The sequence below is a fragment of the Bradyrhizobium genosp. P genome (assembly GCF_049949265.1).
GTDB lineage: Bacteria > Pseudomonadota > Alphaproteobacteria > Rhizobiales > Xanthobacteraceae > Bradyrhizobium.
This window is the reverse complement of sequence record NZ_CP188195.1, coordinates 7,042,935-7,062,535: the sequence shown is the minus strand read 5'-3', so window position 1 is coordinate 7,062,535 and position 19,601 is coordinate 7,042,935. Positions and strand designations below refer to the sequence as shown.

The 19,601-nt window shown below is 60.0% G+C and carries 21 protein-coding genes and 6 pseudogenes; 15 read left to right on the top strand and 12 right to left on the bottom strand.

What is annotated here, in order from left to right; all coding sequences use genetic code 11:
• Window positions 1–7: 7 nt before the first annotated feature.
• A complete protein-coding gene (locus ACP2YO_RS33815) occupies window positions 8–970 on the bottom strand; it encodes a DUF3618 domain-containing protein (protein ID WP_426435454.1) in 963 nt (320 codons plus the stop codon).
• Window positions 971–1,112: 142 nt separating this feature from the next.
• Between ACP2YO_RS33815 and ACP2YO_RS33810 the strand changes: the two genes are divergently transcribed.
• A complete protein-coding gene (locus tag ACP2YO_RS33810; protein ID WP_426435453.1) occupies window positions 1,113–1,598 on the top strand; it encodes an Ohr family peroxiredoxin in 486 nt (161 codons plus the stop codon).
• Between the two features lie 152 nt (window positions 1,599–1,750).
• On the opposite strand, the pseudogene ACP2YO_RS33805 reads toward ACP2YO_RS33810, so the two are convergent.
• Window positions 1,751–1,983 (bottom strand): annotated as a pseudogene (locus ACP2YO_RS33805) (tyrosine-type recombinase/integrase); the annotation flags it as partial.
• 352 nt (window positions 1,984–2,335) lie between these two features.
• Between ACP2YO_RS33805 and ACP2YO_RS33800 the strand changes: the two are divergent.
• Both ACP2YO_RS33800 and ACP2YO_RS33795 read left to right on the top strand, forming a co-directional pair.
• Window positions 2,336–4,543 carry a PAS domain S-box protein gene (locus ACP2YO_RS33800; protein ID WP_426435452.1) on the top strand — a complete coding sequence of 736 codons (2,208 nt, stop codon included), beginning with the start codon at window positions 2,336–2,338 and terminating at the stop codon, window positions 4,541–4,543.
• Between the two features lie 252 nt (window positions 4,544–4,795).
• Window positions 4,796–4,936 (top strand): annotated as a pseudogene (locus ACP2YO_RS33795) (hypothetical protein); the annotation flags it as partial.
• Window positions 4,937–5,066: 130 nt separating this feature from the next.
• Here ACP2YO_RS33795 and ACP2YO_RS33790 read toward each other — a convergent pair.
• A pseudogene (locus tag ACP2YO_RS33790) lies at window positions 5,067–5,371 on the bottom strand (hypothetical protein); the annotation flags it as partial.
• 674 nt (window positions 5,372–6,045) lie between these two features.
• On the opposite strand from ACP2YO_RS33790, the gene ACP2YO_RS33785 reads away from it, so the two are divergent.
• On the top strand, window positions 6,046–6,402 hold the full coding sequence (locus tag ACP2YO_RS33785) for a hypothetical protein (protein ID WP_426435451.1): 357 nt from the start codon (window positions 6,046–6,048) through the stop codon (window positions 6,400–6,402).
• Between the two features lie 234 nt (window positions 6,403–6,636).
• Here ACP2YO_RS33785 and ACP2YO_RS33780 read toward each other — a convergent pair.
• Window positions 6,637–6,825 (bottom strand): annotated as a pseudogene (locus ACP2YO_RS33780) (DDE-type integrase/transposase/recombinase); the annotation flags it as partial.
• Between the two features lie 183 nt (window positions 6,826–7,008).
• Window positions 7,009–7,134 carry a hypothetical protein gene (locus ACP2YO_RS33775; RefSeq protein ID WP_426435450.1) on the bottom strand — a complete coding sequence of 42 codons (126 nt, stop codon included), beginning with the start codon at window positions 7,132–7,134 and terminating at the stop codon, window positions 7,009–7,011.
• Between the two features lie 75 nt (window positions 7,135–7,209).
• Between ACP2YO_RS33775 and ACP2YO_RS33770 the strand changes: the two genes are divergently transcribed.
• The 4 genes from ACP2YO_RS33770 (at window position 7,210) to ACP2YO_RS33755 (ending at window position 9,730) form a co-directional block, all read left to right on the top strand.
• The gene (locus tag ACP2YO_RS33770; RefSeq protein ID WP_426435449.1) at window positions 7,210–7,395 is read left to right on the top strand and encodes a hypothetical protein; all 186 of its coding nucleotides are present in this window, start codon (window positions 7,210–7,212) and stop codon (window positions 7,393–7,395) included.
• 265 nt (window positions 7,396–7,660) lie between these two features.
• Complete coding sequence (locus ACP2YO_RS33765) at window positions 7,661–8,569, top strand: hypothetical protein (protein ID WP_426435448.1); 909 nt, start codon at window positions 7,661–7,663, stop codon at window positions 8,567–8,569.
• 101 nt (window positions 8,570–8,670) lie between these two features.
• Entirely contained in the window at window positions 8,671–8,811 is a 141-nt protein-coding gene (locus ACP2YO_RS33760) for a hypothetical protein (protein WP_426435447.1), read from the top strand.
• A gap of 664 nt (window positions 8,812–9,475) precedes the next feature.
• Complete coding sequence (locus ACP2YO_RS33755) at window positions 9,476–9,730, top strand: hypothetical protein (RefSeq protein ID WP_426435446.1); 255 nt, start codon at window positions 9,476–9,478, stop codon at window positions 9,728–9,730.
• 52 nt (window positions 9,731–9,782) lie between these two features.
• On the opposite strand, the gene ACP2YO_RS33750 is transcribed toward ACP2YO_RS33755, so the two are convergent.
• The 3 genes and pseudogenes from ACP2YO_RS33750 to ACP2YO_RS33740 form a co-directional block, all read right to left on the bottom strand.
• The gene (locus ACP2YO_RS33750) at window positions 9,783–10,136 is read right to left on the bottom strand and encodes an inorganic diphosphatase (RefSeq protein WP_426443373.1); all 354 of its coding nucleotides are present in this window, start codon (window positions 10,134–10,136) and stop codon (window positions 9,783–9,785) included.
• Complete coding sequence (locus ACP2YO_RS33745) at window positions 10,088–10,306, bottom strand: hypothetical protein (RefSeq protein WP_426435445.1); 219 nt, start codon at window positions 10,304–10,306, stop codon at window positions 10,088–10,090. Before ACP2YO_RS33745 ends, ACP2YO_RS33750 begins: the two co-directional genes overlap by 49 nt.
• Before the next feature lies 1 nt (window position 10,307).
• Window positions 10,308–10,763 (bottom strand): annotated as a pseudogene (locus ACP2YO_RS33740) (YihY/virulence factor BrkB family protein); the annotation flags it as partial.
• A 492-nt stretch (window positions 10,764–11,255) separates the two neighbouring features.
• Between ACP2YO_RS33740 and ltrA the strand changes: the two are divergent.
• The gene (gene ltrA / locus ACP2YO_RS33735) at window positions 11,256–12,578 is read left to right on the top strand and encodes a group II intron reverse transcriptase/maturase (RefSeq protein WP_426435444.1); all 1,323 of its coding nucleotides are present in this window, start codon (window positions 11,256–11,258) and stop codon (window positions 12,576–12,578) included.
• Between the two features lie 174 nt (window positions 12,579–12,752).
• On the opposite strand, the pseudogene ACP2YO_RS33730 reads toward ltrA, so the two are convergent.
• The 4 genes and pseudogenes from ACP2YO_RS33730 to ACP2YO_RS33715 form a co-directional block, all read right to left on the bottom strand.
• A pseudogene (locus ACP2YO_RS33730) lies at window positions 12,753–13,061 on the bottom strand (YihY/virulence factor BrkB family protein); the annotation flags it as partial.
• Window positions 13,062–13,441: 380 nt separating this feature from the next.
• Window positions 13,442–13,660, bottom strand: coding sequence for a SemiSWEET family sugar transporter (locus tag ACP2YO_RS33725; protein WP_426435443.1), 219 nt, complete (start codon window positions 13,658–13,660; stop codon window positions 13,442–13,444).
• Window positions 13,661–14,154: 494 nt separating this feature from the next.
• Window positions 14,155–14,373, bottom strand: coding sequence for a hypothetical protein (locus ACP2YO_RS33720; RefSeq protein WP_426435442.1), 219 nt, complete (start codon window positions 14,371–14,373; stop codon window positions 14,155–14,157).
• 101 nt (window positions 14,374–14,474) lie between these two features.
• Window positions 14,475–14,834 (bottom strand): PRC-barrel domain-containing protein, encoded by a 360-nt coding sequence (locus tag ACP2YO_RS33715; RefSeq protein WP_426435441.1) that lies wholly within the window; start codon window positions 14,832–14,834, stop codon window positions 14,475–14,477.
• Window positions 14,835–15,025: 191 nt separating this feature from the next.
• Between ACP2YO_RS33715 and ACP2YO_RS33710 the strand changes: the two genes are divergently transcribed.
• The 6 genes from ACP2YO_RS33710 to ACP2YO_RS33685 all read left to right on the top strand — a co-directional run bounded on the left by ACP2YO_RS33710 (window position 15,026) and on the right by ACP2YO_RS33685 (window position 19,529).
• Window positions 15,026–15,241 carry a DUF6894 family protein gene (locus ACP2YO_RS33710; RefSeq protein ID WP_426435440.1) on the top strand — a complete coding sequence of 72 codons (216 nt, stop codon included), beginning with the start codon at window positions 15,026–15,028 and terminating at the stop codon, window positions 15,239–15,241.
• 105 nt (window positions 15,242–15,346) lie between these two features.
• On the top strand, window positions 15,347–15,568 hold the full coding sequence (locus tag ACP2YO_RS33705; protein WP_426435439.1) for a hypothetical protein: 222 nt from the start codon (window positions 15,347–15,349) through the stop codon (window positions 15,566–15,568).
• 26 nt (window positions 15,569–15,594) lie between these two features.
• Window positions 15,595–16,032, top strand: a complete 438-nt coding sequence (locus tag ACP2YO_RS33700) for a hypothetical protein (RefSeq protein WP_426435438.1) — start codon at window positions 15,595–15,597, stop codon at window positions 16,030–16,032.
• A gap of 540 nt (window positions 16,033–16,572) precedes the next feature.
• Window positions 16,573–17,670, top strand: a complete 1,098-nt coding sequence (locus tag ACP2YO_RS33695) for an ISAs1 family transposase (protein WP_426435191.1) — start codon at window positions 16,573–16,575, stop codon at window positions 17,668–17,670.
• A 1,101-nt stretch (window positions 17,671–18,771) separates the two neighbouring features.
• Window positions 18,772–19,056 carry a hypothetical protein gene (locus ACP2YO_RS33690; RefSeq protein WP_426435437.1) on the top strand — a complete coding sequence of 95 codons (285 nt, stop codon included), beginning with the start codon at window positions 18,772–18,774 and terminating at the stop codon, window positions 19,054–19,056.
• 239 nt (window positions 19,057–19,295) lie between these two features.
• Window positions 19,296–19,529: a hypothetical protein gene (locus ACP2YO_RS33685; protein WP_426435436.1), complete on the top strand. Its 234-nt coding sequence runs from the start codon at window positions 19,296–19,298 to the stop codon at window positions 19,527–19,529.
• Window positions 19,530–19,601 lie beyond the last annotated feature (72 nt).

The window sequence follows — 19,601 nt, the reverse complement described above, 5'->3', positions numbered from 1 at the left end:
TTCTCTCTCAAGTGTTGGAATTCTGGGAAGGGCTCAATGCTGCGTCTACAACCTCACCAGCCGCGTCCTTGAGGGTGTCGGCCATATTTCGGGTCATGCGGCTCGCGTGCCTGCCGAGATCGGCTTCGCCGACGCTTCTCGTCGCAGCATCGGCAGCCGACAACGTCGCATCCTTGGCTGCCTCCAGCCCGGATTGAGCCGCTTCGCCCGCAGCATGTTTCAGGTTATCGCTTGCTTGGCCCATGGTTTGGGATTCGATCTTCGTTTCCGGAAGAGCGGCCGCGATGATTGCTCCGATGGCGATACCTAGCCCGCCGATCAGCGCGGCATTATCGCCGATGATCTGACGCGCCTGTTCAGGAGCGGCGGCAGCCGAACCCTGGATGGCATCCATGCCGCCGGTGATCTTGTCGCCGACCTTACCTGCCGCCTCGGTTGCTCGCGTCCTGAGATCGTCGGCCGCGCTCATGACCGCCTCTTTGACACCGTTGGCCGCACCGGCGGCGCGCTCCTGTGACGCGGAGAACTGCTCCTGCGCTCCACTCCTTACCGCCTCAGCGCTTACGGCGGCCTGGTCGATCAGTTCCCCGGCCCTTTCCATAACCGGCGCGGCCGCGTCGGCAGCACGATCGCGCACAGTCTTTGAGGTCAAAGCTAGACCCGCTGCGACCATGAGAAGCGGCAGGGGCACACCCCGCGCCAATCTCAGCAGCGGAACGGCCACCGCTGTTCCCGCGGCCACCGCGCGCATCGGATTATCCATCGCTTGCCGCTTGAGGCTTTCGATCCAGCCTTGAGCCTTGTCGCTCACGTAACCGGAGACTTCGGATTTGATGTGCTGGGGCGAGACCATTTGCCGGAGGTCCTGGGTGGTGTCCGTTATTCCCTGCTTCAATCGTTCGACCGTCGCGGCCAATTCCGCTCGGTTGCGCTCGGACTCCCGCCTAAGGTCCTCCATGGATCGCGTCATATTCAATCCCCTTGGTTTTGCTTTTTGATTGCGCTTCGGAGCGAACTCACCGTTTGTTTAATCGTTCCTAGTTCGAGGCTAAGGCGCCACGTCTTTCATCGCCGTCTCGAACAGCGCTTCGCTTCCTGGATGTCCCTTTGGTATGTCGCACTGTAGCGCAACTTCGGTACAGCAATGTCATTTCGGACCCTTAGGAACGAACGCTGACAGCGGGAATCGACTCAGTGCACGCCGGCCCGTCAAGACCAGAACCACGGGAGGTCGCGAATACGGCGCCTCGCGCAGCTTTGACGGCTTTCTCGACATCAGGCTTTCAACCCCCGGCTCCGGGCGTATCGGCGCCAATCCGGAGCAACTCTTTGCAGCCGCCTGGTCGGCCAGCCTCGAAAGCGCCATCGCGCTTGCGGCCTGCCAACGGACGGTCGCTCTCCCAACTGGCTTGGCCATCGAGGCCGAAGTCGATCTCTGCCTGGCTGACGGCGCCTACTTCCTCCGATCTCGCCTTAACGTCAGCCTGCCGGGTGTGGAGCGGGCAGTCGCTCAGGCCCTGGTGGATGAAGCACATCAGACGTGCGCGTACTCCAAAGCAACACGCGGCCATATCGACGTCGTGATTAATTTGGTTTGAGCCCGACCCAACGGCTTCCAGGCCGGGCAAAGTAACTCAGCGAAGCAGCCAGTAATCATCGAGCTACGCTAGAATGGAAGATTGAGGAGGAATCGCAACAATTCTGGAGTGGTGGGCGCACCCGACATGGTTCGAACGTGTGATCTTTGCCCTTGGATGGGCAAGCCCTTTCGGAGACCGCGCACGATGCTCGAGTGCCGCAAAGCATAGGGAATCACCTGCGGCATACCGGCGCGCTCGCGAATGGCCCCTTCCAGGGACGTGCAAGTTCGCCTCTTTTCCACGGACCGCGTTCAGACTTCTTCCACGCGATACCCCTCGGCTCCTGTTCATGGATCCACCGCTCGAAAAGAGGTGCATCGCTTGGCCGCCCGGCGATTGCGGGCCAACGCTCATCCGTGATCGGTCCTTAAGGGCGAGGCACCAATCACGCCACGGATAGCCTGATTGTCAAATTTGACGCGGCAATGGGCACGAACAGGAAACCATCACGACAATCGGTTCCCAACTATTTTGCAGTGGAGACACGCGGCTTTTACCCGCGACGCGCCCTTAGCAGGAACTCGCCGCGCGCGTGTGGCGTTGGCCCAAGTCAAATCCATTGCCGTGGAGGCCGTCAAACATACTCGAGTAACTGACGCCGGCCTGAACGGTCGAAGTTTGTCCAGGACCGTCAAATTGCGATTTCGATTCTTGAGGTGTCGTGATGGCGTGCCCGCAGGTTGTCAGGAGCACCGATGAGTGATGTGGATGGCGCCGAGAATACGCGCAGTACAATCACCGCAGCCCAATGGCGCCAAATTGTCAACGGAGCAACCGACACGGCCATTATCAGCACGGATGATCAGGGTCGAGTGACCGGTTGGAATACTGGCGCGAGCCGCATTCTAGGCTGGAGCGAATCGGAAATGCTTGACCAATCCCTCAGCCGCATTTTCCCCGATGACGGGCAGGAGTTTTTGCGCCAGGAGATCGAGGACGCCACGGTGCACGGTAAAGGCGGCGGCGAGGAAGGCTGGCGCGTGCGCAAGGACGGCAGCCATTTCTGGGCGGTAGGCGAGTTAAGTCCGATTCGCGAAGGCGGGGCGATTATCGGATTCGTCAAGATCCTGCGAGATCGCACGAACCAGCGTCAGATCGAGGAAATCTTGCAGGAAGAGCGCCGCGCGCTGGAGGTTCTTAACCGCGCTGGCTCTGCCCTTGCTGTTCAGACCGATCTAGAGCGGCTGGTTCAAATCGTTACCGACGCCGGTGTCGAGCTGAGCGGTGCGGAATTTGGCGCTTTCTTCTATAACATCACCAACGAAGCTGGTGAAAGCTACATGCTCTACACGCTTTCGGGCGCTCCGATCGAGGCATTCTCGAAGTTTCCCATGCCCCGAAATACGGAAGTGTTCGCGCCGACCTTCAGCGGTGAGGGGATCGTGCGTTCGGACGATATCACGCAGGATCCCCGTTACGGCAAGAACGCGCCCCGCAGGGGAATGCCTGAGGGCCATCTGCCTGTTCGCAGCTATCTAGCGGTCCCGGTGATGTCTCGCACGGGCGAGGTGCTGGGCGGGCTCTTCTTCGGTCACGCCAGACCTGGCATGTTTTCGGAGCGGTCGGAGCGCGGTCTGTCGGGATTGGCGGCGGAAGCAGCGGTTGCGATCGACAATGCGAATCTTTCGCAGGCGATGAGGCGCGAGATCGCTGAACGCAAACGTACCCAGGAGGCGCTTACCCAACTCAATGCCACGCTTGAAAAACAGGTAGTGGAGCGTACCGAGCAACTCAGGCGCAACGAAGAGGCGTTACGCCAGTCCCAGAAAATGGAAGCCGTTGGTCAGTTGACTGGTGGAGTCGCCCACGATTTCAACAATCTTTTGCAAGTGATCATCGGCAATATCGAGACCTTGCAGCGGAATCTGCCTACCGATTCGCCGCGTCTGCAACGCGCCATGCGGCACGCGATAAACGGCGCGCAGCGGGCGGCCGCGCTGACCCAACGCCTGCTCGCGTTTTCGCGCCGGCAGCCGCTCGATCCTAAGCCCGTCGATGTCAACGCCCTCATCAATGGTCTTTCCGACATGGTTCACCGTACGCTCGGCGAGACGATCGCGGTAGAGACCGTGCTTGGTGCCGGCTTGTGGCGGATCGAGGTTGATCCCAACGAGCTCGAGGCGGCGATCCTCAATCTTGCCGTCAACGCGCGTGACGCAATGCCGGAAGGCGGCCGGTTGACCCTTGAAACAGTCAATGCCCATATTGACGAAGCCTATGCCGCTGCTCACGCCGAAGTCCTGGCGGGGCAGTATGCCCTGATCTCGGTCACCGATACCGGCGCTGGCATGGACCCGCAAACGGTGGCACAGGCTTTCGAGCCGTTTTTCACCACGAAGCCGGTCGGCAAGGGTACGGGACTCGGTCTCAGCCAAGTCTATGGCTTCGTCAAACAGTCGAGCGGCCACGTCAAGATCTACTCCGAGCCAGGTCAGGGTACGACCGTCAAGCTTTACCTGCCACGCCTCGCCGGTGATGCGGTCCCCGAACCGGAGCTCGACCAACCCCTCAATCCGGAGGCAGATCAGGAAGAGACGTTGCTCGTCGTCGAGGACGACGACGACGTCAGGGCATATTCCGTCGACAGCTTGCGGGAGCTTGGCTATCGCGTCTTGGAGACTCGCGATGGGCCTTCGGCCCTGCGGCTTCTCGACCAGGAGTTCCGCGTCGATCTTCTGTTCACCGATGTCGTCCTGCCGAACGGGATGACCGGCGCTCAGCTCGCTGCCCAAGCCAAGACCATCCGGCCCTCCCTAAAAGTCCTGTTCACGACCGGTTATGCGCGCAATGCGATAGTTCATCACGGCCGGCTCGACAATGGCGTGCACCTCATCGTCAAACCGTTCAGCTTCAACGACCTGGCCGCCAAGGTGCGCGACGTGCTGGATAAGACCGACGACTAACGATCGGGGATGGAAATTGGCGGCATGACGACACGCGTAGTCTGGACGGCTCTCTTCCCGACCAGCGCCGGCGGCAGCCCCTACGTCGACCCGGAACATGGCGATGGAGGTATTTCTCGCATGTGCTGGTGAGGCGGCGCCCTGTTTCGGATTTCCGTAAGCGGTGTTCCGCGGTCACCTTCCTGATGATGTCCTGATCTGCGAGTCTGGTGGTTCTCAAAACCGTTAGGCTTAGAACGGACACAGTTGATAATGCTATCATTAAGCCGGTTCATCGGCTCGAGGTATTCACCGGTGCGGGCCGTCGGCGAACGTGGAGCGGGACAAGGCGCGGACGTCGCTGAGATCGCAGCGAGCGGGGCATCTGTCTCTCCTGTAGCCCGACGGCACGGCCTGGCGCCGCAACAGCTATTTGGCTGGCGCCGGCAATTGCAATCATCCCCGGTTGGGCTTTTGCATGCTGAAGAACAGCCGTTCGTTCCAGCAGTCCTGGATGTAGCGACGTCTTCTCCGTCCGTCCGTCGGGCAACCTGCCGTGAAGGCAGACGATGCGGAGATCCGGAGCAGCCGCCTGAACCCGCGCCAACATCGGGTCCAAATTCTGAATACGCGGGCAGATCAGGAAACTCTGTCCCTGACGCCTCTGCTCGCGCAGCACTGCCGCGATGATGACGGCGTCGGACAGCGGCGTGACCCTGGTCACGACTGGAAACCGATGAACCAGCGGTGTCGCGATGAGACGCCAAGATCCCTGAAACCTGCAAGACCCGCCGCCAAGGTCCGCGGTATCGGCGTGGCGCTCATCCAAAACGTATGCCCTCCCTTGGCCATCCAAAAAACGGACCGCTTGCTGCTTTGCCGCGGTTCCGTCGTTCCAAATGAGAACATCGGAAAGCCAATCACAACAGCCTGCGGCGCATGGACTACCGAAGGACTATGGTGAATGCGAAGGTTCCACTCAGAATTGCGTGTGTGAACAAAACGGCGGGTTGCGCGTCAACTCGACGGTCTGGAAATGGAAGAGGTAGAAGCGTGAGAATCGTGTCTCACTCCGAAAGCCACATTGTCGAACTCGACGATGGGTCGCGCTGGCAAATATTCCCGGGTGATCTGGACATCACGTTGAGTTGGACGCCAGAGACCATTCTGAAGCTTATTCCGATGGAGGGCGACGTTAGCGAGTACGCTTTGATCTGCGATGACGATGTGGGCCGCGTCCGCGTTCTCGAGGAAGACCACGACTGGCCGAAGCAACAAGTGCGATCCAAACTTCAATCCACAAAGCGTAGCCGGCGGCAGACGAGGGATTGAGTAGGAGCCCATTGCTGGCTCGCGGCACTCCGCAATTCGAGGTGTGCAAGCGCTGGTCATCCAAGAGGCCGCGTGCATGCAGCCGCATTGGTTTCACTGAATGGCCACATCAGAATCAGACACTGGCCAAATTTCGGGAGTAGGAACCGTTCTAGCTAGTCCTTCTAACTGAAAAGGGAAAAGGAGTGAGTATGCGCATCGTTACGGCCTCTATCATAATTGCGGCCCTGTCCCTAGGGACGCCGGCCTTCGTGCAAGCACAAGGAGCTCCCTCTCAGTCTGAGGCACAGGCACCGGCAGCTCGGTCCGGTACTGTCATACGGAGCATACAGGTCGTCGACGTCAAGGAGCTGCAGCCGGCTGTGCGCTCGAAAGTCGATGAGCTCGTGGCGCACACGAGCGAGGACGATATTCAGTCACTTCGGAAGTCTATTGACGCGACACCGGAGGCGGCATCCGCGCTCAAGGCCAAGGGCCTTAGCTCGTCGCAAGTTGTCGCGATCAACATCGTCGACGGCGTCCTGACGTTGTTCACCAAGACAGCTTGAGATTAGGGTTGTTTGCTCGAGATTGGAGCCCGCCGCTTTACGCCCGGCGGCCTTTATCACGTTTCTCAAGCATCAACGGTCTCGGATCAACTCGCTGATGGCCGGCGTGGCGGGCGCTTTGTCGCTGGTATGCCCCACTCTCTTGCCTGTGCTTGCGTTCAGGCTGCACGCCGAATTCTGTCTTGTTCCTCGACCAGAGCGCCTGGGGTCGCCTGAAGCTCGCCGGTTACACGCCGGCTTGCCCCGCCGCCAGATCGCCATCACCAGGGCGTCAGTGACGAGCTGTGCCGTCATGGCGGTCTGCATCGACCAGCCAACCACACGGCGGGAGAAGAGATCGACGACAGCGGCGACGTAGAGCCAGCCCTCCGCTGTCCACACATACGTGAAGTCAGCGATCCATTTGCGGTTGGGAGCGGGGGCTTCGGTGGCCGCGAGGTAACATGCGGCTTCACAGGCACGTACGGCGACGGAACGGCAACGGTCGACGGAACGGCGCTTGTCGGCAAGAAGAGCGTTCCGTTTCGCGCCACGCTTGATCTTAAGGCCGCGCTTGGCTGAGCGCGTTGGCGTCCAGCCGTCGGCGAGCAGGGCGCAGCCCGAAAGCTAGTCGGCCTCGCTCACAGCATAGTGGTCGACGAACAGGTGCTCGGTTGCGCCGATCGCTCGCACGGCAATCGTCTCGCCTGATGGTGCTTCGGACGAAACGACGACCGGAGTTCCCTTCGCCATCATCTTGCAGCGGCCTGACGCAAGCAGGCTCGATAGATATTCACGAAATGACGGCCGCTCGGTCGAGCGGACGAAGTGAATGATGTTCTCCGCATCGCCCTTGCGTTTGCAAGCTGCAACGTCGTTGTTGACGCGCCCGGCATCGTCCGGTTTCGCGGACGTGCTTATCGTCGCGCACGCGACCAGTGCGAACAGCGCTGTCCTCTAGAGCAGTTTGCGATGACAATGCAGCATGATGCTGCGGCGTTCGATTTTCTGTGAACCGCTTCGCCTAATCGTAGACTTACATAGGGGTCCATCAAATCGATTAGTCACCCTCACTGTCATGATGGCGTCCCAAGAACAGCGTCTAGCTGATTAACGAATTTCCGTAAGAGCGGCGAGCTTCGTCGTCTTTGTATATTGCGTGGCCTCGTTGGTTGCCGGTTCGACTTTTCGATTTCCTACCTGAATAAACAACGGTCGCGCGAGCCCCCGGGGGCCGCGCTCCTTTCGTTCATCACCCATCGCCCTGAGGAGCAGTACAATGAATTCCAAGCAGCGGGTACTCTCACGCGCAATCGGCGCTCTCGTTACTTTGGTGGCCGGCCCGGCTTTTGCGGATTGCTCCGCGCTACCGGACTTTTCGCAACTTCGTTCCGCGCTTGTCGGCGCCATCACACCGGCTGCTGGAGCAAATGGCGGCCTCGGCTTCCACATGTGGGGGACGCTTGTCGCCAATGACGGCACAGTCTGCGCAGTCGCCTTCTCGGGCAGCCAAGGCACCTCGCAATGGCTGGGCAGCCGCGCTATTTCGGCCCAGAAGGCCAACACCGCGAATGACTTCAGTGTCGGTCACGGCGCTACACCCGCCGGCAGTCTATTTCCGACCGGCCTTGCCTTGTCGACAGCCAACCTGTTCACCGCCGTTCAGCCAGGCGGCAGCCTTTACGGGCTGCAGCACAGCAACCCCGTCGACACAGCAGTCGCTTATGGCAACCGTCCCTCATTTCCCGGTAATAGCATCAGCACAGCGAACTTTAGCCCTAGCCCATCCTCCGGTTCATCGTTTGGCACGCCAAACGATCCGATGGTCGGCCAGCGCGTCGGCGGCGTGAATGTTTTCGGAGGCGGCCTCGCTCTCTATCGAAACGGCGTCAAAGTCGGCGGAGTTGGCGTCAGCGGGGACACCTCCTGCACCGATCACATGGTGGCTTGGCGGGTTCGAAATGCTCTCGGCCTCGATCAGTTGCAGGGCGTCAAGGGCGTTGCGGATGCGACCCATCCCGACAACATCATCTTTGACATTACGCCGAACGCTGACGGCACTGGCGGAACCGGCCAAGCGCCCAACGGGCAAGGCGGCGTCGGCCACAGCGCCGGCGGTTTTGGCCATCCGAAATGCCTGAACAATCCATCGGATGCGGCCGTGGCCGGTCTTCCGCCCGTGAAGTGAAGTCGGCGTTCGCGCGGGAAACAATGTAATTCCCGCGCTTGACGCTGAACTTCTCTTCGTCGTGCCACGCCAGCCATTGCTGCGCGAAGCCGATCGTTATCGTGGTTACAGTGTCGATGGCGATGGCGCAGGGCCCGGCGTCGGTCTGCGCCAGTCTCGCCCGGACGTTCCGCGTGCCGATCATTTCCAGTCGTCACCAAGGCAGCCACGACTTCGTCTGCTTGTCGGTGAACTGCATGTAGGGGCCAAAAGCTTTCAGTTGGCGATCTTGGATGGTACTCTGCCACCTCGCAATCGGTCCTATTTCGCTTGTAGCCTGAATCTCGAATTCTGAAATCCGCCCGCAGGCTGAGACCCTGATCCTTTCTGCAGATACGCATGAAGGATCATCATGACTGTTCGAAGAGTCCTGCGATCGATCGCAGATGCGCTAGTTTGGCTAGATTGCGCCGTGGTCAGGTGCGCTCGTTGCCTTAAGCAGGACTGTCTCCACGGCCTTGCCGCATACGCCCTGGCATGGCACGGCCTTCCCCCTGACTGGAGCCGGTTGGGTGGCAGTGGTGAGCCAACAGAAGACCAGATCGCGCCGCCGGATCAACGGATCGATATCGTGGTCATGGGGCAGCCCTCACGGCAGAGCCCTCAGAGGCGAGATACCTCTGTGGTTTCCCTGGCAGACTTGCGACGTCCTGTGCAGCCAAACCTCAGAAAACCGAGTCGACGTCAGCGAGATTGAAATTCACAACAAGATCGTAGTCGACGCCGGGCAGGTCAAGATGCCTATGACGTGCGACACCGTCGGCCGCCGGTCGAACGGGCCGGAGCGCTTTCCGTGAACAGTTCACTTGGGAGGAGATGCACTTGGCGGAGGTTCGGAAGGCGCGGTTGTTTTCGAGCGAGATATCGATGTCGGACGTAAGGTTCAGCATGGGCGTCTCCTTCAACGCCATGGCTTGCCACAAGCACGATCTGGCACTGTGGGCGCTTGCCGAAATTGTGCTCGTGATCGGCGGAGACCGCTACGACGGTACCTTCAAGGGTTGGCGCGGTCTCCGAGAGTATGCCCCCGAGCGCGGTCAAGTTTTCTCTGAAAGTTTGCATCACATTCCGGACGCGGTTGGCCGCCGCGAGATGTGCCGCGCTGTGGTATTTACGAAATAGCCTGGCGGCTTCTAGCTAGGTATTGCTCTCCGGCATGTGTCTTCGACCTTCATTACTCCCGAGAGGATAGCCGCTTGATTGCTTTGATGGCATGGGCAGGCCCGCGCCAGGCCAAGAATTCGATCTCCTTGTCTTCGAGCGCGTTCGTAGCCCGAAAGAACTGCTCCAGTTCTTCGCGGGCGCGAGATGATAGGCGGCGGATGTCCACCAGATCGGTCTCGAGGGGGGAACGGTCCGGTACCGCGAAGACGCGGTCGTTTCTCTCCTTCGCCTTGTTCTTCTTTTTCTGTTCGACCTCCAGGATCCCGACAGGCCTGCATCGAAGGACGACGCCTGGATATGTCTGGGCGTCGTGGATCACAAATACGTCAAGCGGATCGCCGTCTTCCGCCTTCGTCGACGGAATGAAGCCCCAGTGTAGGGGTAGGCGAGACCGGCCATCAGGGGCTTCGCGAGCGTGAACGCCCGCAGTTCGGGATCGAAGTCCAGCTTGCAGGTGCTGCCGCGAGGGGTCTCGACCACGGCATCGATATGTTCCTTGTCGGCCCAGGCCGGGAGCTTGAGAAGATTGGTCATGTCACCTTCCTTGCGGCGCCCCGACGGTATCTGCCATACGCGCGCCTCGTACTCCCATCGGCTTTGATAAGCCGGTCGTGTTGTCCTGAGTCGTCTGATGCTCCATCTCGGCGTCGATCTCGGCTCCAAGCAGGATGACGATCGCGGAAATCCACAGCCAAGTCATGAAGCCGACGACGGCACCTAGCGAGCCGTACGTCGCGTTGAAATTGCCGAAGTTTGCTGCGTACCAGGAAAACCCTCCAGAGACGATCAGCCAGAGCAGGGCCGCGATCGAGCTACCCCATGTGATCCAGCGCCACCGCGGTGCTTTGCGGCTCGCGCCGTAGCGATAAATGATGGCCAACGCGAAAGTCAGGACCAGGAACATCGCTGGCCACCGGCCGGCTCGCACGAGGATGTCGCCCCAGCCTGAAAATCCCACGTAGTCTAGAATGACGGGAACGACGACGATGGACCGTGCGCCCCGAGGGCGCGAACTACCAGTGAGGGAGGAACTCACCCGGATAATTGTCGATTGGTCCGGAAGCTGGCAGGCGGCTCGGCCGGGTAACTGGCTGGGTCGGAGCCCTGCGACGAAGGCAGCCGTGGGCTGCTGAGCGATCTGATGGGCCGTAACAAAAGTGAAGCCCGAGCAGGCCTCGAAAGTTCTAATGCGGATGCCGACCCTCCGGTCATTTGGGGAAGGCCGCACGTGTGGGGAAGCAATCGACACGCGCACCCACGCGATCCGCCGGGGTAGTGGGCACGGCACGTCGGAAGGGTAGTTCGCAGTTACAGGGGGAGACCCGTCGCGGACGAGGGTAGCGGCCTCAGCATCGCATCAGGCGGTGGTCACGGCGGGAGTCGGACGGGGCAGTAGGAGCGTTGATGCCGGGTAATGCCGGTGGAGCAAAGGGCCCCGACTTCTGGTGCGCTTTTGAAGATGGTGAGGTGAAGGTGATTGGTGATGAGCCTGACAACGCCTGATAAGATCCGGAGCCTTCAGAGAAAGCTCTACTGCAAAGCGAAGGCGGAGCCCACCTTCCGCTTCTATCTGCTCTACGACAAGATCTGTCGCGAGGACATCCTAGACCACGCCTATCGGCTCGCCCGCGTTAATGCGGGTGCACCGGGTGTGGATGGGATGACGTTTGCTCGCATCGAGGAGCAGGGCCCGGAAGCATGGTTGGCGGGCTTGCGCGCGGAACTGGTCTCGAAGACGTACCGACCTGATCCGGTGCGGCGGGTGATGATCCCCAAAGCGAATGGTGGCGAGCGTCCGCTCGGCATTCCGACCATTCGTGATCGTGTGATTCAGACTGCCGCCAAGATCGTGATCGAACCCATCTTCGAGGCTGACTTCGAGGACAATGCCTACGGCTACCGGCCCGCTCGCGGGGCGGTGGACGCGGTCAAGGAAGTGCACCGGCATTTATGCCGGGGCTATGCCGACGTAGTTGATGCTGATTTGTCCAAGTACTTCGATACGATACCGCATTCCGAGCTGATGAAGTCAGTAGCCCGGCGTGTGGTGGATCGAAACGTCCTGTGCCTCATCAAGATGTGGCTGAGGGCGCCGATCGAGGAACGGGACGCGGACGGAGCCCGGAGTATGAGTGGCGGCAAGCGAAACACGCGTGGCACGCCGCAAGGCGGTGTCGCAAGTCCACTGCTGGCCAACATCTACATGAACCGGTTCCTGAAGCATTGGCGTTTGACTGGCTGCGGCGAGAGCTTCCAGGCTCACGTCGTCTCCTATGCCGACGACTTCGTTATCCTCAGCCGCGGTCGTGCGGCGGAGGCACTAGCGTGGACGAAGGTGGTGATGACCAAGCTCGGGTTGACGATCAACGAGGCGAAAACTTCGTTGAGAAACGCCCGACAGGAACGCTTCGACTTCCTCGGCTACTCGTTCGGCGCGCATCGGTTTGAGGCGAACGGGAATTGGTATCTGGGTGCAAGCCCGTCCAAGAAGAGTGTGCAACGGTTCAAGACAAGAATTGGCGATCTTCTGGTGCCGAGCAATATCGATCCATGGCCGGAAGTATGTGACAAGCTGAACAGGTCTCTGCGAGGCTGGTCCAACTACTTTGGCTACGGCTCGCGGAGCAAGGCATACCGCAGCGTCGACCAATACGTCTTTGAACGATTGCGCAGGTTCCTCGCGCGAAGGCACAAGGTGCAAGGGCGCGGCAATCGCCGATTCACATTCGATGTTATTCATCGAGAACTCGGCGTTCTGTGCCTCCAACGCCTGCCCCGAGCGGTCCCGTCGCGTGCCTTGCGGTGAAGCTGGTCGGAAAGCCGGATGCCGGAAATCGGCCCGTCCGGTTTGATGAGCGGGGATGGGAAACGGGGCGTTGGCCATTGGCCCCAAGCTACCGCGCCCATCCTCGACTCTACCTAGCGCGGCGATGATGAATAGAATCCCGCCCACAGTGAATAAGAGCGATATCGCGTTAAGCTTGACGAAGCCGCGTTGCTCCTCTTCGTCATGGACGATGTTCAGCGTGTCGAACAACGACTTCATCGCGGCGTTCGAGCTCCATAGCGAAACGCCGAGGCCCACCAAAAATGTGAGCCCGAGCGTCTGCGATCCCTTCGAGGCCACCCTTGTAAGCTGTTCGCGCGCGACCTCGATGGCCCCGTCGGGCAGAAAGCCGGCAAGTTGATCGAGGTGCCGCGCTATCGTCGAAGGATCGGAGAACAGTCCATAGACCGCGACCAGAGCCGCAGTGGCCGGAAAGATGGCCAATATGCTATAGTAGGTCATGCCCGCCGCAAGGGATAGGAGACGATGCTTCGAGATATTTAAATACACGCGCAGCACGATGTCCTTCCAGCCACGAGCCGGGATTTCCGAAGGCGTCGTTGCTCGACGGCTACGTCCGTGCGCCTCGGCGGCGGCCTGCCGGACACGGTGGGAAGCAAGCGGTGGCGACTCTGCCGCAGGGTCCGGAAATAAATATTCCAAGGCAAGCGCGATGCCCAACAATGCCAAGAGCGAGGCAAAAGCCCAGCCGGGTGACGACGGTTGGGATGCTTCGGATCGAACGTGCCTATTGACCATCGCCTCGTCGATGCCTCTCTTTCCGACTACAACCTGCAAATCCTCAAGATCGTTCCGGCGGCGGCTGCCGCAGAGGTGGGGCGTCAGCCAGAATCGCGGATTTTGCAGCCGAGAACTATGGCCGCGAGCGCCGTGCCGACGACGTTGGCGGACACGATCACCCAATCACCACGAAGGGCGCCGTAGATGACCCAGAGGGACAGCCCAAGCGTAAGTGCAGCCAGCGTGCCGAGAGACAGATCCCTGGTGGATCCGCGGGCCACGCCCCTCGCACCTCGGGGGACATAAGACACGGAGGCCAAGAACGCCGCAACGGCGCCGTCGTAAGACGTGAATGCACATCAAACTTGGCGCCGGGAGCTGGATGGCATTCCTGAATCGTCGGACCGCGAAGCTTCGCTCACGCTTTTCATGCTACGCTCCGGCTTGACTGGGGCTGCTGCAAGCGACCACGGTGAGTCAAACTTCCTCCGCAATCTGGAACAATCACGTCTCCGCGGCATTCGAGCCTGAGACCTCCGAACCCTAGAGCGGTCTTGATTAGGAGTGTTAACGGAATTGGAATGAGCAGAAAAGAAATCTTAGCTGTGGCTGCAGGGCGCACATTTGCCGCGTTAATTGTCTGGTGCGCGTTCTATCTCATCATGGCGCCATCGGATTTCTTGTCCAACTAGATCCGGTGCTGTATTTTTGAACTCACCTTAATCGGAAGGTTGGCCATCGAGCTTGGCTGCATCAAGCGGCGCTCCGACTCAACTAACGGCGGCTGCGGCAAGAGCCCTCTTCAATCAGTGCCTCAAACTTCCCGCCAATGATCGGGTTTCTTCTTGTCATTCAGATGCCGTACTCGCGCGACATGAGGTGTATGGCCGTTCTGCTTTGCCCACTCGATCGCCTCGCGCTGAGTTTTATAGGCTGCCAAGATGCTGTCGGCTTGATCCTCAACGACGTAATCCTCGATCGGCGCTCCGTCATGCCGCCCTTTGGGCCGGGGCTCGATATAGGCCTTTGACACCGGGTTTCCTCCATTCCTTCGCGGGCTGTTCCACACGACCCGATGTTGAAGGCAAGCGGCGCCGCTTATGCGCGACTGCCGCCTTGGACCGCGGGCTTAACTTAGAAAGGAACGCCATAGTAGTCGTTCACCGATCGGCCGACCGCCGGATCGCTCCAATTCCAGCCCGATTCGTCCCGGTACTTCGGCGCGCCCTTAAGCTGACTTTCTGTGATCCCCGCGACGTAGCCGCCCAGGTTGGTATCGTACTTCAGAGATTGCCAGGGCAGGGGATAGTGGTCATCACCCATGCCTAGGAAGCCGCCGAAGCTGAGGACGGCGTATGAAACTTTACCGCTCGTCTTGTCGATCATCACCCGTTCGATGCTGCCGATCTTGTTGCTGTCGGCTCCGTAAACGGCGGTGCCTTCGACCTTGTCGCTTCCAATCAGATTGCCGGTCTCTTTTGTATCCAAAGCCATGATGTCCTCCTTGAATAGCTTTGGAAGCCAATCACCGTGCTTGTTGAACGTTCCTATGGTTTGATGCGCCATTGCCAGTCGAGCCCGCGTACGCGCAATCGCGGCGATGCTAGCGGGGCCGGTTTGATCGGCCGCGCGGTCAATGAACACCCGAGATGGCGCGCTGGCACTGAAATTGCTTGGTATGTTAGATGCCGCTCTTTCACTTTAAGCTCGTCGATAGCCGCTTTGTGTCGGATCACGGAGTCCACGACTTACCGGATGAGACCATTGCGCAGGTTGAAGCCATAAAGCTCGCGCGCTCGCTGCGCGTCTCACGGCCAGAACTTCTTGCCGAGAATTGTTCGATTTCAGTGACCGATGAGAGCGGGGCCAGTGTCTGCAGCATCCCGCTAGCGATCGCCTGAGGAGCCGAAGGGCCTTCGTGGATCATGCCGCTATTTTGATCGCGATTTTTCCCCGAACGCCGCTACTATTGAGCTGGGGCTCAGCAACTTTAGGAGCGCTATCGCATGGCTGTCCAAATCGTGATGGACCATACCGGCGACACCCGGCATTCGTTCAATTTAGATGATACGGAGGCTCTCCAGAGAGCCGAGGAGCGGTTCAAGATGCTGAAGGGCCGCGGCTTTACGGCAGCTGTCCGTGATCCCAGTGGCGCGGTCACCGTGACCCGCTCGTTCGATCCAAGCGCGGAAGAAACGCTATTCTATCCGCGCCTCGTTGGCGGCTAATTGTCAAAACGATGCTCTGGCGTCCGATGACTGATACCGGCCAAACCATGGAGCGGATTTGGTCGGAATTTTTGCGCAGACTGCACAGCCTGCGCGAGCGATACCGAATTTGGACTGGCGAAGGCGTGAGCGAGGCGCGTGGCGTTCTGCTTTTGCGGGAGTGGCTTTCGTCAGAGCAGCGCGCCCAGTTCGACACCAAAGGTTGTTTCGACGTGATCGGCTGCCAGAGTGGCAAGCGTTTTCGTATCCATCGCGGGACAGCGACAAATGTCTACGAGATCGACGACGAAGGCCGCGCGACCGTGGGTTGGTGCTTCGTGCCGTCGGGCCAACTCGTAGCGGGGGACGTCATGCTGGCCCAGAAGATAGCCCTGGAGACAAATGAGCTTGTAGCCCTGGCAGTGGCTAATAGATTTCCCGTGCAGATCCCTGATCGGCGTCGCGTATCTGTGGTCCCGCCCTAGCGAGCCAAGCGGGCTAATCAAAGAAAATCTCGGAGTTTGGCGAGTTCCACAACGTGCTCCGGAGACAGTATTGGCGTCACAATCGATGCCTGAGATTTCGTACGGATTTCGTAGAGGTGCCGGGCTTTCTCCGGTTTGGCCATGAGCGACCGGATGCACGCATCAAGGGTGCCTTCCAAGATCGAATAAGGCTCCCGATCTTCTCGGCGCGCATTTGCTAGAGATGGCCATTTGTAAAGGCCAGCGGGAGCGCTGAAGTCTACCTGCGGAGCATCGCTGGACATTTAATTGAATCTCACGTGGCTTCAGCTGTTGGTCTTGCCACCGAACGGGCGAGTATTCGTTCCGCGGGCGTCGAAAATTCACTCAAGTTGAAGAGCCACCGCACCGTTCACAACTCGGTAGCGGCAGCTTTGTTTTGTTAAGCCGGCGGCCCGCCGCATATGCCCCCAGGGGAATCGCATGTGCGTGCCTGCAAGTAGTTGCCAAATCGGAAGAAAAGGATTCTGAGGATAGCTCCTGATCTTGAGGGAGCAGCCGATGCAGAGATTTGCGGAATGCTTTTCGGAGTTGCCCGACCCGCGGGCCGACAACGCGCTGCATGACCTGACCGAGATATTGTTCCTCGCGCTGATGGCGACGCTGTGCGGGGCGACGAGTTGCACCGACATGGCGCTGTTTGCCCGGATGAAGGCCTATCTTTGGCAGGATGTGCTGGAGCTTAAGAACGGTCTGCCGAGCCACGACACATTCAGTCGGGTGTTCCGGATGCTTGACCCGAAGGCGTTTGAGGTCGCGTTTCGGCGCTTCATGAAGGCCTTTGCGCAAGGCGCGAAGATCAAGCGGCCACGCGGGGTGATCGCGCTCGACGGCAAAGCGTTGCGGCGCGGCTACGAACGCGGCAAGAGCCACATGCCGCCGGTGATGGTGACCGCCTGGGCGGCGCAGACGCGCATGGCGCTCGCCAATGTGCTGGCGCCGAACAACAACGAAGCCGATGGCGCCCTGCAGTTGCTTGCGCTTCTGCAGCTCAAGGGCTGCGTGGTCACAGCCGACGCCCTGCATTGCCACCGCGCGATGGCCAAGGCGATCGTGGAACGGGGCGGCGACTACGTGCTGGCGGTGAAGGCGAACCAGCCTACTCTGTTGGAGGATGCCAAAGCCGCAATCCGCGCCGCCAAACGCAAGGGCAAGACCTCGCTCACCACCAAAGACGCTGAACATGGACGCAACGAAAAGCGTGTTGCTCTCGTTGCACCGGCTCCCGACATGGCCAGGAAGCACGACTTTCCAGGCCTCAAAGCTGTTGCCCGCATCACCAGCAAGCGGGGCCAGGACGACACGGTCGAGCGCTACTTCCTGATGAGCCGCCCCTATAGCCGCAAAGAGGTCCTGCGCATCGTCCGCGCTCATTGGGGCATCGAAAATAGCCTTCACTGGCCGCTCGACGTCACCCTCGACGAGGATCTTGCTCGCAATCGCAAAGACAACGGACCGGCCAATCTGGCCGTGCTTCGCCGCCTGGCCCTCAACGTCGCCCAGGCTCACCCAGACACCACAGTCTCCCTGCGCGGCAAGCTCAAACGCGCCGGATGGAACGATGCCTTCCTTTTTGAACTCCTCGGCCACATGCGATAGCCCTGCATATGCCCCGGGGGTCTGTTATGAGAAGAACAGCCACCGGGCGAGACTGAAGGCTGCCCAGAAAATCGCGATGGTCCAGCCAATCATGGCCACCGTACAAATGGCTATAAAGGCGAACTTCACGACACGACGCCGATTGACACGACTGAACGTTTTTGCGCGGGTTGCGCTTCGCTCTGGGTGAACACGCTTATGACGCGGTTGACGAGCGGCGTCTGTTTCGATGAACCGAAGCATCCGGTTGGAACATCAACGTGCGACCCTGGCTTTTGGTTCGCGACGCTGCTTGGCCTTTCACCTGTGTGGATCGCAGCCGCGCTTCTGATGATAAAGCGGTGACGTCGTCCGATCGTCCATGCCAACAGATCCGCGCCGGCGGGGCGTTCGAATATCCGGGACAGCTTTCTGCAATGAGGGTCACCCGATCCAGTCGTTTTCATCCGCTCATCATATCGTTCAGGGCCACGAGCACGGCAAACACGAGCGTCGTAACTCCTACAAAGACGATAGCCAGATAAATGCGTTGCATGGCCCAACCTGTTGTCTCCGCCTGCTTAACCGCTACGTTCGGTGTGCCAAATTCAACGGCTGGCGAGTATCGTGGTTGGATGGACGACCCATCCGAAATTGAGGCCTGAGAGGCGGAACGGCCGCCTCTCAGGAGATGGTTCAGCGGTGCTTCTCCTTCGTGTCGTTCATGATCGCACCAGGATTTACGGAGCGCCCGCTGCTGCTAACTCCCTGACCGTTGGTGATCGCTGGTCAGTTACCGCCGCCGCCTCCAGCGCCCGCGCCGCCTGCACCTCCGCCAGCGCCCCCGCCGCCGCCGGCGCCTTGCGCGGTCGCTGCCGCAATTGATCCGAAGATGAATGCTGCTGCTAAAGCTATGTTTGCTACTTTGTCCGTTTGTTGAAGAGTGCGAGCAACAGACACAGAGAACGGTTGTTCCTAATCCAAAGCCGTTAGCCGCGGGCTGGGCGCGTCGCGGGCGAGGGGGATCGACAACGTAGGGGCCGAGTCTTGCTGCGCAATGTCGGTGCAGCTTTTGTCGTGCCACACCCTTAGGAACGAACGCCGTCAGCTGGAATCAACTCAGTGCACGCCGGCCTCGTCTCCTCATGCCCGCGGCCGGCGGCGGGCGGTCCTGGTACGTTGAGTTTTGCCCGGGCCGCTTCGCATGCGGCAGCGTTGGATCGCCAGATGTCCTCTGACCAGGAGTTTCTGCTTTATCCGATCGACACAGGCGAGGATCCGGCGTGTCTTGGCTGCAGCAGGCTGATGCTTTTCGCCAACTACGAGGCTCGCGAAGGCGAGCCCGACTTCATCAACTTCCGCTGCGAGAATTGCGGCCGGTCCGAGAAATTCATTTGCGAGCAATGACTCTCGGCAGGGCTGGCGAAGGCCGTCCAATTGAGAGGGAACGACTCGCGCGGACGCGGCGTTGTTTTCGCGGCGACGGAATCTCTGCGGGGAGCGGGACAGTGCCAACAGCGGCCCTGCGGCGTAGCGTCCCCGATGGCCGTTGTCTTGTCGGGCTCCGCGAGCATTCGCCGGACATTTTCGCATGACCAACTTCCAGTCCTGGGAGGAACGATGCTATCGGCCGCCCGTGGGCCGCCATGGACCGCTTTTTTCTCGCGCTTCTCGTCTCGGCTATACTGCTGCTGGCGGTCGCTGCGCTTTTGTCTGTCGACGTCGAGGTAAGGGGCAGAGCCAAGAATGTCTACGAAACGATAGAGGCGGCATTTGGGGCTGCCGTTACTGCGGCCTCGCTGGCTCTCCGCCAGGGCCATGAGGTGCGTATCACGGCTCCGGAGCACGCCATGGCAACAGGCGCGGCGAACGCCGGGTAGGAGGGGTCAGTGGCAGTCAACAAGCCGATCGGCGACAACGCGCGCAAAGGTGCAGTCAAGAAATGCTCTCAG